At 39.9% G+C, this 15,040-nt stretch carries 15 protein-coding genes and 1 pseudogene; 3 read left to right on the top strand and 13 right to left on the bottom strand.

Annotation, left to right across the window (positions count from 1 at the left end; genetic code table 11):
• Nucleotides 1-29: 29 nt before the first annotated feature.
• The 7 genes from STRDD10_RS09325 to tsaB all read right to left on the bottom strand — a co-directional run bounded on the left by STRDD10_RS09325 (nt 30) and on the right by tsaB (nt 6,349).
• Nucleotides 30-1,925: a M13 family metallopeptidase gene (locus STRDD10_RS09325; RefSeq protein WP_067195441.1), complete on the bottom strand. Its 1,896-nt coding sequence runs from the start codon at nt 1,923-1,925 to the stop codon at nt 30-32.
• 131 nt (nt 1,926-2,056) lie between these two features.
• A complete protein-coding gene (locus tag STRDD10_RS09330; RefSeq protein ID WP_067195442.1) occupies nt 2,057-2,728 on the bottom strand; it encodes a CPBP family intramembrane glutamic endopeptidase in 672 nt (223 codons plus the stop codon).
• Nucleotides 2,729-2,747: 19 nt separating this feature from the next.
• Nucleotides 2,748-2,963 carry a hypothetical protein gene (locus tag STRDD10_RS09335; protein ID WP_067195445.1) on the bottom strand — a complete coding sequence of 72 codons (216 nt, stop codon included), beginning with the start codon at nt 2,961-2,963 and terminating at the stop codon, nt 2,748-2,750.
• A 301-nt stretch (nt 2,964-3,264) separates the two neighbouring features.
• Nucleotides 3,265-4,128 carry an Rgg/GadR/MutR family transcriptional regulator gene (locus tag STRDD10_RS09340; protein WP_067195448.1) on the bottom strand — a complete coding sequence of 288 codons (864 nt, stop codon included), beginning with the start codon at nt 4,126-4,128 and terminating at the stop codon, nt 3,265-3,267.
• A gap of 103 nt (nt 4,129-4,231) precedes the next feature.
• Entirely contained in the window at nt 4,232-5,242 is a 1,011-nt protein-coding gene (tsaD, locus tag STRDD10_RS09345; RefSeq protein ID WP_067195450.1) for a tRNA (adenosine(37)-N6)-threonylcarbamoyltransferase complex transferase subunit TsaD, read from the bottom strand.
• Nucleotides 5,232-5,669, bottom strand: coding sequence for a ribosomal protein S18-alanine N-acetyltransferase (gene rimI / locus STRDD10_RS09350; RefSeq protein ID WP_067195453.1), 438 nt, complete (start codon nt 5,667-5,669; stop codon nt 5,232-5,234). The genes tsaD and rimI overlap by 11 nt, the downstream gene beginning before the upstream one ends.
• Nucleotides 5,666-6,349, bottom strand: coding sequence for a tRNA (adenosine(37)-N6)-threonylcarbamoyltransferase complex dimerization subunit type 1 TsaB (tsaB, locus tag STRDD10_RS09355; protein WP_067195456.1), 684 nt, complete (start codon nt 6,347-6,349; stop codon nt 5,666-5,668). Before tsaB ends, rimI begins: the two co-directional genes overlap by 4 nt.
• A 621-nt stretch (nt 6,350-6,970) precedes the next feature.
• Between tsaB and STRDD10_RS09360 the strand changes: the two genes are divergently transcribed.
• The 3 genes and pseudogenes from STRDD10_RS09360 (at nt 6,971) to tnpA (ending at nt 9,759) form a co-directional block, all read left to right on the top strand.
• Nucleotides 6,971-7,204 (top strand): DNA-dependent RNA polymerase subunit epsilon, encoded by a 234-nt coding sequence (locus tag STRDD10_RS09360; RefSeq protein ID WP_067195459.1) that lies wholly within the window; start codon nt 6,971-6,973, stop codon nt 7,202-7,204.
• A gap of 1 nt (nt 7,205) precedes the next feature.
• The gene (rnjA, locus tag STRDD10_RS09365) at nt 7,206-8,888 is read left to right on the top strand and encodes a ribonuclease J1 (RefSeq protein WP_067195461.1); all 1,683 of its coding nucleotides are present in this window, start codon (nt 7,206-7,208) and stop codon (nt 8,886-8,888) included.
• Nucleotides 8,889-9,242: 354 nt separating this feature from the next.
• Nucleotides 9,243-9,759: pseudogene (gene tnpA / locus STRDD10_RS09370) on the top strand (IS200/IS605 family transposase).
• A gap of 507 nt (nt 9,760-10,266) precedes the next feature.
• Here the strand turns inward: tnpA and glnA are convergent.
• The 6 genes from glnA to STRDD10_RS11220 all read right to left on the bottom strand — a co-directional run bounded on the left by glnA (nt 10,267) and on the right by STRDD10_RS11220 (nt 14,840).
• Complete coding sequence (glnA, locus tag STRDD10_RS09375) at nt 10,267-11,613, bottom strand: type I glutamate--ammonia ligase (RefSeq protein WP_067195463.1); 1,347 nt, start codon at nt 11,611-11,613, stop codon at nt 10,267-10,269.
• Between the two features lie 33 nt (nt 11,614-11,646).
• Nucleotides 11,647-12,009, bottom strand: coding sequence for a MerR family transcriptional regulator (locus STRDD10_RS09380; RefSeq protein WP_067195465.1), 363 nt, complete (start codon nt 12,007-12,009; stop codon nt 11,647-11,649).
• Nucleotides 12,010-12,068: 59 nt separating this feature from the next.
• A complete protein-coding gene (locus tag STRDD10_RS09385; RefSeq protein WP_067195468.1) occupies nt 12,069-12,611 on the bottom strand; it encodes an FUSC family protein in 543 nt (180 codons plus the stop codon).
• Between the two features lie 89 nt (nt 12,612-12,700).
• Nucleotides 12,701-13,237, bottom strand: a complete 537-nt coding sequence (locus STRDD10_RS10620) for a 2'-5' RNA ligase family protein (RefSeq protein ID WP_197458332.1) — start codon at nt 13,235-13,237, stop codon at nt 12,701-12,703.
• 161 nt (nt 13,238-13,398) lie between these two features.
• Nucleotides 13,399-14,598 (bottom strand): phosphoglycerate kinase, encoded by a 1,200-nt coding sequence (locus STRDD10_RS09400; RefSeq protein WP_067195470.1) that lies wholly within the window; start codon nt 14,596-14,598, stop codon nt 13,399-13,401.
• A 98-nt stretch (nt 14,599-14,696) separates the two neighbouring features.
• Complete coding sequence (locus STRDD10_RS11220) at nt 14,697-14,840, bottom strand: LPXTG cell wall anchor domain-containing protein (protein WP_197458333.1); 144 nt, start codon at nt 14,838-14,840, stop codon at nt 14,697-14,699.
• Between the last annotated feature and the right edge of the window lie 200 nt (nt 14,841-15,040).

Here is a 15,040-nt window from a genome sequence, read left to right on the forward strand (position 1 = left end):
CGCTTTTTTTACGGGCTTAGTATCTTAATTTACCAAATAATCACACGATCTTCTGGTGCGCGCCACATACCGTCACCTTCTTTGACATCAAAGGTTTCAAAGAATTCGTCAAAGTTTGGTAATTGAACATTAGTACGGAGTTTTCCTGGTGCGTGGACATCGACACTTGCGAGGAGTTGCATGTACTCTGTCCGAGCTTTCATGCGCCAGATACGAGCAAAGTTGGTGAAGAATTCTTCTGCTGAGAAATCTTCCTCTTTCTTCGCGGCTTCAAGGGCTGCAGCGATACCGCCGAGATCTGCCACGTTTTCAGAAACGGTCAATTTCCCGTTGATCTTGGCACCATAAGAGTCTTGTCCTTCAAACTGATCGATGACTTTTTGAGTCCGAGCAGTAAAAGCTTCGTAATCTTCTGGTTTCCACCAGTCTTTCAAGCTACCATTTTCATCAAAGGATGCTCCATTGGTGTCAAAGGCGTGGGAGATTTCATGGGCGATGACTGCACCGATTCCGCCGTAGTTGGCTGATGATGATTGGTGAAGGTCATAGAAAGGTGCTTGTAAAATCGCTGCTGGGAAGACGATTTGGTTCTGTTGCGGATCATAGTAGGCATTAACCATATTAGCTGGCATGTGCCACTCGCTTCGATCGACTGGTTGGTTCCACTTACGCCAGACATGCTCGATGGAAATTTGAGCCAATTTTTGAGCATTTTCCACCAAGGTCTTGCTTTCGTCGATGATCTTTTTGGCGTAAGTTTCTGGTAACTTTTCAGGGTAGCCGATATGTGGTGTGATGACATTAAGCTTGACAATAGCTTTTTCGCGGGTCTCAGGGGCGAGCCAGTCTGCTTTTCCCAGACGATCCTTGTAGACCTCAATCATAGTCGCCACTTTATGCTCTACGTCTGCTTTCGCTTCTGGTGAGAATTTTTCTCCTGCATACCAAAGGCCAAGTGCTTGGCTATAAGGACCTTCTGCCAAAGCCAAAGCGGCTTTTTCTTTCGGACGTGCTTCTGGTGTCCCTGTAATCGTACGGCTATACTCACCAGATAAGACACGGATTTCTTCAGTCAAGAAAGACGTCCAAGAAAGAGCTGCACTGAGTTTCAATTTGGCATGAAGGGTTTCCCAGTTGGCTGCTGAGTAGAATGTTGGTGCGAATTCCTTCCAGAAGCGCTCTTCTGGAACAATGATAGTATCTGGCGTTTGCCCGATCACTTCTGTAAAGAAGGTATCGAGTGGCAATTCTGGGACCAAGGCCTTGAAATCTGCCCACTCATAAGGATGGTAGAGTTTGTTGTACTCTGATTTTTCTTCGTTTGACAAGACATATTTGGCCAATTCTGCATCGGCCGCAATCACCTTATCCAGGATATCTTTGATTTCTTCCTCTGAGAAATCAAATTTTGCCAAGAGCTTTTCAACCATTTGACGCCAAACAGCCAATAACTCTGGGCCTTTTTCATTGTCTTCTTCATAGTAGGTCGTATCAGGCAAGATCAAACCGAGTGCTTCTCCCCACAAGACATTCATTTGGGCATTCATAAAGTCTGGTGATACGCTAAATGGCAAGAGATTGGGTTTGCCAGCTAGTTCATAGGTGCCTAACTTGCTGGTATAGTCTTCAAAAGAAGACAGAGCCTTTATTTCATTAATCAAAGGCATAGCTGGAGCGACACCAGCTGCTTCCCGCGCATCAAAATCTGCCACCATCTTGTGGTATTTGACGAAGTTTTGGAGAATGCTGTCTTCAGGCAGCTCTTCTCCCCGTTGCCATTTTCCGGTAATATCCAACATCAAGTTTTCGATATCTTGGATCAAGTCCATAAAACCACCAGTTGACGGTTTGTCATCAGGAATCACAGCTGTCTCAGCCCATTCCCCGTTGACGTAATCATAAAAATCATCTTGTAAACGTACCATGATCTTCTCGCTTTCATTTTATTAGTTTAACTTTACCAAAAATAACTCGTTTTTTCAAATGTTTATGAGGAATAAAAAAAGCTGGAAACCCAGCCTTAATGGAACATGAGGCATTGTGGCCTCTATCACTTCTAATAACCCAGTAATAACACACCTAGTAGGGTCAAAAAACTATTCCAAAGCACATGACTCGCAATCGACCAGTAGACTGAGCGTGTGTAACGGAAAACCATGCAGAGAATCAATCCCATAACGAAATAAAATATAAAATCAGTCAAAACCCAGCCGTACTGTAAGATGTGCATGAGACTGAATAAAGTAGCTGACACTATGATATCTACACCATAACGTTTATATTCAGATAAGGATGTCATTAACAAATCACGATGAACTAACTCCTCCGAGATAGGTGCTATTAAAGCTCCGTAAACAAAACGAACTAAAATATAAGTCACCCCTGTTAAACTACTATTCATCTCGCGCAAGGCTTGACCATTTTGTGTATGAGGAAATAGAATACTACTGATACTGACCCAAATCAACAGTAATACAAAAGAAAGAAACAAGATACCTAGGTAGGACCAGCGAAATCTGAACTTTCCGTACTCACTCCAACGACCACTTTTTACGAGGAGCAGCACAGCTAAGAACCCCTGAAGAGCGGTCAATACTAGCATCAAACTATAATAAGCGAAATCTGACCAAGTAGTGAAAACTTCTAAGTCCATGATGCCGTTGAAGATCAGGTAGTAACTGATTAAAATCGCGATTGTTCCTAAGTAAAATCTTGTTTCTTTTTGCATTTTTAAATCTCCTATTTATTTAGTGACGTCTTCTATCAGATTGGTCAGTTTGGTCAAAATAACCTCCAAGAACTTCTAAAAAACCAAGAGAAGGCGCACCTGCTGGGTTAGTGTATGAAGACAATCCCCCCATACCACCACCACAATAATCACATAGCTGGAGCAGGCCCCCACGCACTTCCTGCAACTCAACCTCTGTGAGTTCCATCATATCTGCGAATTTTAAATTCAACATTTGCTTTTTTCTCCTTTGGCTTTTGCCACATATTTGTAACCTCATCTCAGCGCCTAGGACTTGCATGAACGATTTTACAAGATGATTATAGCATGGAAATTGAGCCTTTTGAGACAATCGCATATTTGACATTTTTATTTTTCAAAATATCATATATACGATTAACTTATTTAGCCTATTTTTAGGAGTATAATGTTTGTATATGAACTTCGGAGGTGAGTCAGATGAAAAAGCGGACACTACCATATATTTTTATTGGTATTCTAATGGACATTATTATTTTCTTCCCATTTTTTGGTGGTTAATCCAACAACACCTGATACTGTTGAAATTTTAATTTCAACAAAGCAAGCAACTGCGGATTTTCTAGAATTTCCAGAGATTGAATAAAATCTTCAATCTCTTTTTTGTTACTTCCTTTTGTTTCTAAAAATAGTTTTATTTTTCTCAAAAATTGTAGAAGCAATTTTTCAAAAACTTCATATGGAGTCAATATCTCTTCCAATGCAGTTTCAAAAATAGAGATATACTTAAATAAACCACGCTCCAATAATTCTGATATGATATTCAAAAGGCAGCTTCGCATATAAATCTTATTTTGCAATAGATTTTTAAAACTTTCAGATTTTTCTAGTAAGCTGGTTGATAAGAAAATCAAATCTTGGTCACTCAAAAATGGCGTAGTATTACAGAACAGATACAACTCAAACCACGTCCATGAATCGATGGCGTAAAGATAGTCCGTCACAAACTCCCTATCTTCCTTAGAGAGAGGGAAGTTCCTATCCAAGGAGTGAATGGCATTTTTTATCACGATACTGTTGAGGCGGATATACTTGTCCGCCATCTGCTCCTTGGGCATATCTAGCAACAACTGCTCCAGACCCACCTTATCCTGATGTGCAAAACAGGCAACGATTTTTCTTCCTAGACGAACATGGGACGACTCTTGATAGTTGTTTAGCTTATGTCCAAACTCATCATAGGTCATGTTTATTCCACGGATAGCCAGCATCAATTTATCAGCTGACAGCATAGACCTGCCCAGTTCAAACTTGGATAACTGAGAGGCTGTCAAGCCCTCGCAAGCAATATCTGACTGCTTGAGTCCCCTAGCGAGTCGCAGTTCTTTATAAAATTCCCCTAGCTCCATTTTCTCAATCATAAGGATACCTCACTGCTTTTTCTCATTATAGCATGTTTTTATATGGTTGCTCAACTATTTCAAAAACAATTCCTAACAAAAAAAGCCAGCTTTCACTGACTTTTTATTCCATAGTTTCAAAAGCTAGACTAGGTTTGGCATTTAGCTCTAAACCTGCAAAATTATTCTTGTTCCACTCACTGACACTGGCGTAGGCAATCATTCCAGCATTGTCCCCACAGAGACGAAGAGGTGGGATGATGACTTTGATATCTGTTAATTCCTCTGCCAATCGCTCTCTCAAACCTTGATTGGCTGCGACACCACCCGCTACAACCAAGGTCTTGACAGGGTATTTTTTTAAAGCTTTCTTGGTTTTTGCCATGAGAATGTCTAGAACTGCTGCTTGGAAACTCGCTGATAAATCAGCAGTAGATAAGGTTTCTCCTTTTTGCTGGGCATTGTGATAAAGGTTAATAAAGGCAGATTTTAACCCTGAAAATGAAAACTCAAGATGATCTTCCTTAATCATTGCCCTAGGGAAATCATAGAGATCCTTTCCTTCGTGTGCCAACTGATCAATTTCACGCCCTGCAGGATAGGTTAACCCCATGACACGACCAACCTTGTCATAAGCTTCACCTACTGCATCGTCACGGGTTTCGCCGACAATCTTATAATCCCCAGCCTCGCTAACGTAGACCAGCTCAGTATGCCCACCACTCACAAGAAGGGAAAGAAGCGGAAACTCCAACTTTTCTACACTCTGAGCCGCCATGAGATGACCAGCCATATGGTTGACAGGAATGAGGGGGATACCGTGTGCCCATGCAAAGGACTTAGCCGCAGCCAAGCCAACCAACAAAGCCCCAACCAAGCCAGGACCATAGGTTACGGCCACTGCTGACACATCGTTTTCCCCGATACCAGCCTCTGCTAGAGCTTCTTCTATACAAACGGTAATTACCTCAACATGATGGCGAGAAGCTACTTCAGGCACTACTCCCCCAAATCGCTTGTGACTCTCGATTTGGCTTGCGATGACATTAGACAACAGTTCATCATCGTTCCTCAAGACCGCTACACTGGTTTCATCACATGAGGTTTCAAAAGCTAAAATATATCTATCTTTCATTACAATCTCTTTTCATGATAACCGCGTCTTCGACAGGATCATAGTAATAACCCTTTCGACGTGTGATTTCTTTAAATTTCTCTTTTTTGTAAAATAGCAGAGCTGGCTGGTTGGACTCTCGAACTTCTAAAAAGATGTCCTTATCTGTAGGCAGATTTGCAAACAATTGCTTTGCAATCCCTTGTCTACGAAAAGCCTTCTTAACTGCAACTTGAAGAACTTCTACTTCTAAGTCGGTTTCTTGAATAGCTAAAAAACCTATAATTTCCATTACTCCAAAAGCTACAATATAAGTAGTCTGCTGCTGACTTAAGTCCGCCTGAATTTGAGCCAACGACCACGGACTTCCTGTATAAACTTCCTCCATGACTTCCCAGATCTCATTTGCCAAATCTGGACGATTAGTCAACTTCTGAATTTCTATCATAGTTTTTGAATATAAGAGTGAGCAGACTCTACATGTGTTTTAAGCCAGTTTTCTTCAGCCTCCACTCGTTTCAGATAGTTCGGTACAAAGTCATGTACTTCTTCGGACACACCCTTTCTTCCCAATCTTCCTATAAGAGCAGCATTCGGAAGACTACTCTGAATTTTTGCACTTGGCAAAGACTCTCTTATCTGCTTCTCAAAGGGTTCTATCTCTCCAACAAAAGTAAGCTCGATTGCATCCTCAAGTCTTTCTATGACTTGCTCAACAGCCATATGTCCCTCTGGAAAGACTGTCCTACCATCCTTATAAAAACCAACGTAGACATTATTCCGACGTGCATCCATAATGGGAACGACTAATCCTGAAACATCTTCGGGAACTAAAGCTAACAAACTGGATACCCCCACTAAATCAATCTTAAGAGTCTGGGCTAAAGTTTTTGCAGTTGCAACAGCTATACGCAGGCCTGTGTAGCTACCGGGTCCCTTAGCAACCACGATGCGATTTAAATCTTTAGGGGTCAGATCTAGGCTTTTCATAAGAAAATCAATGGTTGGCATAAGAGTCACACTATGATTTTTTTTGATAGTTAAGGTGGTCTCTGCGAGAAGGTGGTCATCTTCCAAAATAGCTACTGAAAGTGCCTTACTCGAAGTATCAAAGGCTAATATTTTCATGATTCTTCCGATCTGTCAAAGGTATTTACTCACTATTATACTACAAAACCTATACTTATGGTAGCCTCGTTCATCAGATTCTTAGCAAGCTTACTTTATTTTTACTATTAGATTTTCACTGTAAAAGCAATGGAGAACTCTCATTTTTTCCCGAACAAAATTTCAAATTATATTATACGGGCACTTCTAAAAACTAATCTCTTAAAACTAAGAATATTGTTTTAGTAAGGTTTCTAGAGCTAAAACTTATCGCATTTTAAAATTTTTAGAGGTTCCCTTAAGTAATTCTGTGGTAAACTGAGTCATAGGAATAAATCTTTCTAGTAATGTGTTGCAACTTTACTATACAGGATTTATTCCTTTTGTGTTTACACAAGATATTTTACTGTATCTTACTCACCTTGCCACACAATCACTCCCTATTTCATTTGTTCAACAAATTTACTTATAAAACATAGCAGAATATTTTCATATTCCTGCTTTTACTATTGCTTATTTTTATGATATAATTGTACTAATTGTAACGAATCACGGTCAATCTATAAACAAAATTAGAGAAAATAAAACAGCCTAATTGGCTGAAATTTTGGCAAAGTGACCAGCAGTATAGAAAGGAACAACATGATTTATAAAGTTTTTTACCAAGAAACAAAAGAACGTAGCCCACGACGAGAAACAACACGCTCACTCTATCTGAACATCGATGCTTCTTCAGAACTAGAGGGCCGTATCCTAGCCCGTGAACTAGTTGAAAAAAACCGTCCTGAATTAAATATCGAATTTATTGAATTGCTCTCTGACAAGCTCCTCGAGTATGAAAAAGAGACTGGTGCCTTTGAAATAACGGAGTTCTAATATGTCTTATACCCTAAAACCAGAAGAAGTTGGCGTTTTTGCCATCGGAGGTCTTGGAGAGATTGGAAAGAACACATACGGTATTGAGTATCAAGATGAAATCATTATTGTCGATGCTGGAATAAAATTCCCAGAAGACGATTTGCTCGGTATTGACTACGTTATCCCTGACTACTCCTATATCGTTGAGAATATTGATCGTGTCAAGGCTGTCCTGATTACTCATGGACACGAAGACCATATCGGTGGGATCCCCTTCCTCCTCAAACAAGCGAATATTCCTATTTATGCCGGCCCACTAGCACTTGCTCTTATTCGTGGAAAACTGGAAGAACATGGTTTATTACGTTCTGCTAAACTCTATGAGATAAATCATAATACTGAATTAACATTTAAAAATCTAAAAGCGACCTTTTTCCGTACTACTCACTCAATCCCTGAACCACTCGGGATTGTCATCCACACACCTCAAGGAAAAATTGTCTGTACGGGAGATTTTAAATTTGATTTTACACCTGTAGGAGAACCCGCTGACTTGCACCGAATGGCTGCACTCGGCGAAGATGGTGTTCTCTGCCTTCTTTCAGACTCAACTAATGCCGAAGTCCCTACCTTCACCAACTCTGAGAAGGTTGTTGGACAGTCTATCATGAAAATTATTCAAGATATTGAAGGACGAATTATTTTTGCTTCTTTTGCATCAAATATTTTTCGTCTACAACAAGCAACTGATGCAGCTGTAAAAACTGGACGTAAAATTGCTGTCTTTGGTCGCTCTATGGAAAAGGCGATTGTGAATGGAATGGAACTAGGGTATATCAAAGCACCCGAAGGAACCTTTATTGAGCCAAACGCTATCAAAGATTACCCAGCAGGTGAGGTACTTATTTTATGTACAGGGAGCCAAGGGGAGCCAATGGCAGCCCTATCACGTATCGCAAATGGAACCCACCGTCAGGTACAACTCCAACCTGGCGATACTGTTATCTTTTCATCCAGTCCAATCCCAGGTAATACTACTAGTGTAAATAAATTGATAAATACTATCTCAGAAGCTGGGGTTACTGTGGTTCATGGTAAAATCAACAACATCCACACTTCGGGACACGGCGGTCAACAAGAGCAAAAACTTATGTTGCGTCTGATTAAACCAAAATATTTTATGCCAGTCCATGGTGAATATCGCATGCAAAAAGTCCACGCAGGACTCGCAGTTGACACTGGAGTTAACAAGGATAACATTTTCATCATGAAAAACGGTGACGTCCTCGCCTTAACAGCTGATTCCGCCCGAATAGCTGGTAGTTTCAATGCCCAGGACATCTATGTAGATGGAAATCGGATTGGTGAAATCGGAGCTGCAGTTCTAAAAGATAGAAAAGATTTATCTGAAGATGGAGTGGTTCTGGCTGTCGCAACTGTTGATTTTAAATCTAAAATGATTCTAGCTGGTCCTGATATCCTAAGCCGTGGTTTTGTCTATATGCGAGAATCAGGTGATCTCATCCGTCAAAGTCAACGCATTCTCTTCAATGCTATTCGCATTGCTCTCAAGAACAAGGAAGCTAGCATCCAATCCGTAAATGGTGCAATCGTGAACGCTCTTAGACCCTTCCTCTATGAAAGCACAGAACGCGAACCTATCATTATCCCAATGGTTATGACACCCGATAATGAAGAATAGTCTTGTTTATAGCTAGTTAATGAAAACATCACTCATAACACAGTAGATGATTGGATTCTTTCTTCGCTTTTCAAGCTCGTAAGAGCTCCTAATCATCCTTGCGGGGGTGGGACTACGAACTAAAAATTTTCAATTTTAAGTTCTGTCCCACTCCTTTTTTATGTGACTTTCAGTCCGTCTCGCTCCGCTAGGTGCGAGACAAAAAAACCACCCGCTATGCGGGTGCGCTATCTACGGTTATACCCAAAAAACTCCAAACACGATACAATAAAGGTGTTCAAGCCAATTGTAAAGCGAAAGGAGAAGAAAAATTATCCAGTGGATGTTTTTTGTCGAAACCTAAAAATAAAGAAGTTGAGGGAACAAAAGGCACATAGTTTATCACACACAAAGTGGATATGTTCTATCACATTGTGTTCACCCCTAAATATAGACGAAAAGTAATCTATAATCAATATCGAAGTAGTTTAGGAGAAATATTTCATCGCTTGTGTAGTTATAAAGGAGTTGAAATTATCGAGGGGCACTTAATGCCAGACCATGTACATATGTTAGTCAGTATTCCACCAAGGATAAGTGTTTCAAGTTTCATGGGGTATTTAAAAGGTAAAAGTGCACTCATGATGTTTGACAAACACGCCAACCTCAAGTATAAGTTTGGGAATCGGCATTTTTGGGCGGAAGGTTATTATGTGAGTACGGTTGGACTCAATGAAGCCACAATTAAGAAGTATATTCAAGAGTAAAGAAATTATCCAGTGGATGATTTCTTCACGAGTACGAAAAGAGAAGAACGAGTAAAGCATGATATAGCACTAGATTCTTAAGTGTGAAAGAATATGAGGATCCCTTTAGGGATAGTGGTAAGTAATACTAAAGCCTCTTTAAGAAGCAAGTGACGAGTCAAGAGCAATGAGGCTTGAACAACGTGAAAGCCAGCGTCTTTAGGCGCTGGCTGGTAATTTAGGCTTATAGCCCTGGTACAAACCACCCGTTTGACGGGTGGTTTTGATTTTTGATACCCGCTATTTGATATCTCCTCTTTCCTCTAGGTACTAGTCCTATCCATATTCGGCCACTTGATCACATGAACCAAAACTGATCGAGCCATACTTAAATCAACATCATCAAAAACACCCCAGCCTACAAGTAGACTGGAGATAGTTCTTATCGGTAATTCGTGAGTGAGGGGTTAAATAAAACAAACATATGCTACTATCACTCATTCTTTTATGGAAATATGTCGTTGTTTTACTTATTTTAAATGTAAATGTTCAGACTTTTTCAACGGCTTCTATTTAAAGGCTTAGGACTAATTTAAAATAGAAAAATCAATTGAAAAATCTGACTATAGCTTACAGCTGTTACAACTCAACTTTTAATACAAATCTAAATAATTATCGATTTCCCATTGAGAAACAAAAGTTGCATAACTAGCCCACTCAATACGTTTCGCTTCAAGGAAGTTCGTGTAAATATGTTCACCAAGCGCATCTCGAACGACTTCATCTTCCGTAAGCGCCTTAAGAGCATTGTGTAGAGTCGATGGTAAATCTGTAATACCAGCTTCCTTGCGTTCTTCTGGAGTCATGATATAAATATTTTCTTCAATTGGAGCTGGGGCATCAATCTTGTTTTCGATTCCATGAAGTCCAACTTCTAAAAGTACAGACATCGCAATATAAGGATTCGCCATCGGATCAACTGAACGAAGTTCTAATCGAGTTCCCATACCACGTGATGCAGGAACACGTACTAGCGGAGAACGGTTCTGTCCTGCCCATGCAATATAAACAGGTGCTTCATAACCAGGAACCAACCGTTTATAAGAGTTAACAGTAGGATTCGTAATTGCTGTGAAATTATAGGCATGTTTAATCAATCCACCAAGGAAATAGTAGGCATTTTGAGACAATTGCATCCCTCGTGGGTCCATTGGATCATAGAAAGCATTGTTGCCTTCTTCGTCAAAGAGGGACATGTTACAATGCATACCCGAACCCGCAATTCCATACTTCGGTTTTGCCATAAAAGTCGCATAAAGGCCATGCTTACGAGCAATTGTTTTAACAACTAGTTTAAAGATTTGAATCTTATCACAAGCACGCAATACTTCATCGTACTTAAAATCGATTTCATGTTGTCCAACTGCAACCTCATGATGGCTTGCTTCAACTTCAAAATTCATTTTCGTTAGGACATTGACAATCTCACGACGTGTATTATCTGCTAGATCCGTAGGAGCTAAGTCAAAATAACCACCTTTATCATTTACCTCTAAGGTTGGATTTCCGTGTTCATCTAACTTAAAGAGGAAAAACTCAGGCTCCGGACCCAGGTTAAAGGACTTAAAACCAAGTTTCTTCATGTGAACAAGTGATTTTTTCAAGTTACTGCGTGGATCACCAGCAAATGGAACTCCCTCTGTCGTATAGACATCACAAATTAAGCCTGCAACACTACCATTTTCATCTCCCCATGGGAAAACAACCCAAGAGTCCAAATCTGGGTATAGATACATATCTGACTCATTGATACGAACAAAACCTTCGATAGAGGAACCATCAAACATTGCTTTGTTCGATAGAACCTTATCAAGCTGTTCGTCTGTCGCTGGAATTTCAACATTCTTCATTGTTCCTAAAATATCTGAAAACATCAGACGAATAAATGTAACGTTTTTCTCCTTGACTTCGCGACGAATGTCAGCTGCTGTGATTACCATGAATTTTCTCCTTAAAAATCGAAACAAGTAACGCTAAAAGCGCGGGTTGCTAAATTGTGAAGTAGAGGTAGTAAATCGACCCTGTTTTAAAATTTCGTTATGAAGTGCTCGACGAACATCCTTTTCACTGATAACACGCTTTGCTTTCGCTTCGCGCTCAGCATATTTTCGTTTAATCGCAGCAATATTTAATCCTTCTGTGATATAATCTTTAATCTCTAAGAGGCGATCCATATCATTTAAGGAATACATGCGACGATTTCCTTCATTCCGTTCGGGTTTGATCAACCCTTGGTCTTCATAGTAACGAATCTGACGTGCCGTTAAATCAGTTAATTTCATAACTGATCCAATAGGAAAAACCGCTAAATTACGACGCAGTTCTTTTTCTTTCATTACTAACTCCTTCCTAGTTCCATTATATGATAAAAATTTATTTCCGTCAACAACTTATGTCACTTTTTATAACATTTACTTCTTTTTCTAAAAAACCATTCCTTTATTCGATCGATATCGTAATTTACTAATATTGCAATAAATACTCCAATAAATGTTTCAAATATTCTTGTAAAAACGTACAAAACTGTTTCTCCAGGTGAAATTGATAAGGTAATAATTAGGAGAGCTGAAACTCCACCAATAATCCCTGCTTTATTATTCACAGCTACATTTGTCATAATCGTTAACATCGTCATAATGGGAACAAAAAATAAGGTGACCAAAAAAGAGGCTTGAAACCAGCTATTCAATAGAAAAAAAATCAAGGCGAAAAAACCACCAATACTATTTCCCAATATACGAGATGCTCCAAAATGAACACTTTTATCAAAGTCTTCTCTTAAACTAAAGACAGCTGTTAAAGCTCCAATTTGAAGCCCCTTCCAACCAAATAAACCAAATATAAGGAGAACCAAAAATACAGCCACACCTGTTTTAAAAGTTCTCATGCCCAATCTAAACTTAGACCAGTCAAATTTATGTCGTTTTAAATAATCCATTCTTCTACTTCTTTCTACCTCCATTTTATCATATTTCAGAGAAAATTTGAGGAGAAATAAGGAATTTTAAACAGTCTATCAACATTTCCCTAGACTATTTTAAGGGGCACTTCATAAATATCTTCTACTTGACCATTTCCTATCTTGATAAGTTTTAGCCCTGTCAGCTGTCCTGAGATAGGTGGGCAATGATACAAACAATGAAAGTAGGCAGAAGCTAGTTTGTCCTCGGCTACGCGGTTCGCTAAGGTAAGGTGAGGAACCCAGTATTGAGGAAGATAGGCGGAAGCTCTTGCTACATAGTTTGAAATCTTTCCATGTAAATCAGCGTGAAAGGCAGTTAGTTCAGGTGTTTTTACAGGATTTAGCGTGATGATGGGAGATCCTAGAAAGGAGGAAATCGAACTGATATTTAATTTTATAGGTGCATAATGAACTGACAGTTTCTTCATGATGGACTGAATCGTAGCCAAGTCTAGCTTTTCAAACGATGCCAGGGTCAGATGGGGTTCCCTATTTTTCACCTCATAAGCATAGTCTGACAGTCCATTGTCACTCAAACTCTGCCAAACAGAGCGAATCTGTTCTTGGGTCGAGCTGTCTAGTATTCCTATGATAGCATACATATCTATTCTCCTGTAAAAGAAAAAGCGGACAAACCGCTTTTCCATATATCTTTATTCCTTTCGCAGTAGCTGATTGATCGTTCACTTCGTTACCACTTGTGACCTACCTAATCAGCCTTGCGGGGGTGCGTCAACGAAATCAAAGATTTCTGACTTACAGCTTATTTTTCTGTAAGTGCAGCCAAACCTGGTAATACTTTACCTTCTAGAAGCTCCATTGAAGCTCCACCACCAGTAGAGATCCATGAGAACTTGTCTGCACGGCCAAGGTTGATGGCTGCAGCAGCTGAGTCACCACCACCGATGATTGATTTAACACCTGGTTGTTTCACGATTGCGTCCATGACACCGATTGTACCAGCTTGGAAGTCAGGGTTTTCAAATACACCCATAGGTCCGTTCCATACAACTGTTTTTGCACCAGTCAAGGCTTCATCAAATTTAGCAATAGATTTTGGACCGATGTCAAGTCCAAGGAAACCTTCAGAAACAGCTTCACCTTCAGTATCACGAACTTCAGTGTAGCCTGCAAAAGCATTCGCTTCTTTTGAGTCAACTGGCAAGATCAATTTGCCGTTTGATTTTTCAAGAAGAGCTTTCGCCACATCCAATTTATCTTCTTCTACAAGTGAGTTACCGATTTCGATACCTTGAGCTTTGTAGAATGTGTAAGTCATCCCACCACCGATAAGAACTTTATCCGCTTTTTCAAGCAAGTTTTCGATAACACCAATCTTATCAGAAACTTTTGAACCACCAAGGATGGCTACGAATGGACGTTCTGGGGCTTCAACAGCTTCTTGGATGTAGGCAATTTCATTTTCAAGAAGGAATCCAGCAACTGCTTTTTCAACGTTTGCTGAGATACCAACGTTAGATGCGTGTGCACGGTGAGCTGTACCGAATGCATCGTTTACGAAGATACCATCTCCAAGAGATGCCCAGTATTTACCAAGTTCAGGATCGTTTTTAGATTCTTTCTTGCCCTCAACATCTTCGTAACGAGTGTTTTCAACCAAGAGAACTTGTCCATCTTCAAGAGCGTTAACAGCTGCTTCCAATTCAGCACCACGAGTAACACCTGGGATGAAGACAACGTCTTGTCCCAATTTAGCAGCCAAGTCAGCAGCTACAGGAGCAAGGGATTTGCCTTCTTTATCCGCTTCTTCTTTTACACGTCCAAGGTGAGAGAAGAGGATTGCACGTCCGCCTTGTTCAAGGATGTACTTAATAGTTGGAAGGGCAGCAGTGATACGGTTGTCGTTTGTAATCACGCCATCTTTAACAGGTACGTTGAAGTCAACACGAACGAGAACTTTTTTCCCTTTCAATTCAACGTCTTTAACAGTCAATTTTGCCATTTGGAAAGACTCCTTTAAATATTTTATACGAGACTATTATACCATATTTTGTAAATATAAGGAAAGATTTCACAAAAAATCTAGTGAATTTGCAGTGACTAATCGATACGCTTCTTCGGAACAAATCCTAAACCTGCTAACCCAAGACTTATTAGACCTGCAAATAGAGCCACATCTCCTGATTTTTCACCAGTTTGAGGAAGTAATGCTGTCTCTCCCTTATCATTTTCTGTAGTCTGCAAACTTTTCGCAATTTCCTTTTGTTCTACAGATACATCATTTTTTTCATCTCTCAGTTTCTCGGCTAAAACTCGATTAACTTCTTTAACTAATTGCTCATTTGATTTTTCCGTAGTTAAGATTGATGGTTTACGGCTCTATAATTTCTGTAGTGGGTAAACCCACCGCAGGGATTATGGGGCCTATTTTGTTATGATAAATT

The organism is Streptococcus sp. DD10 (assembly GCF_001578805.1).
GTDB lineage: Bacteria > Bacillota > Bacilli > Lactobacillales > Streptococcaceae > Streptococcus.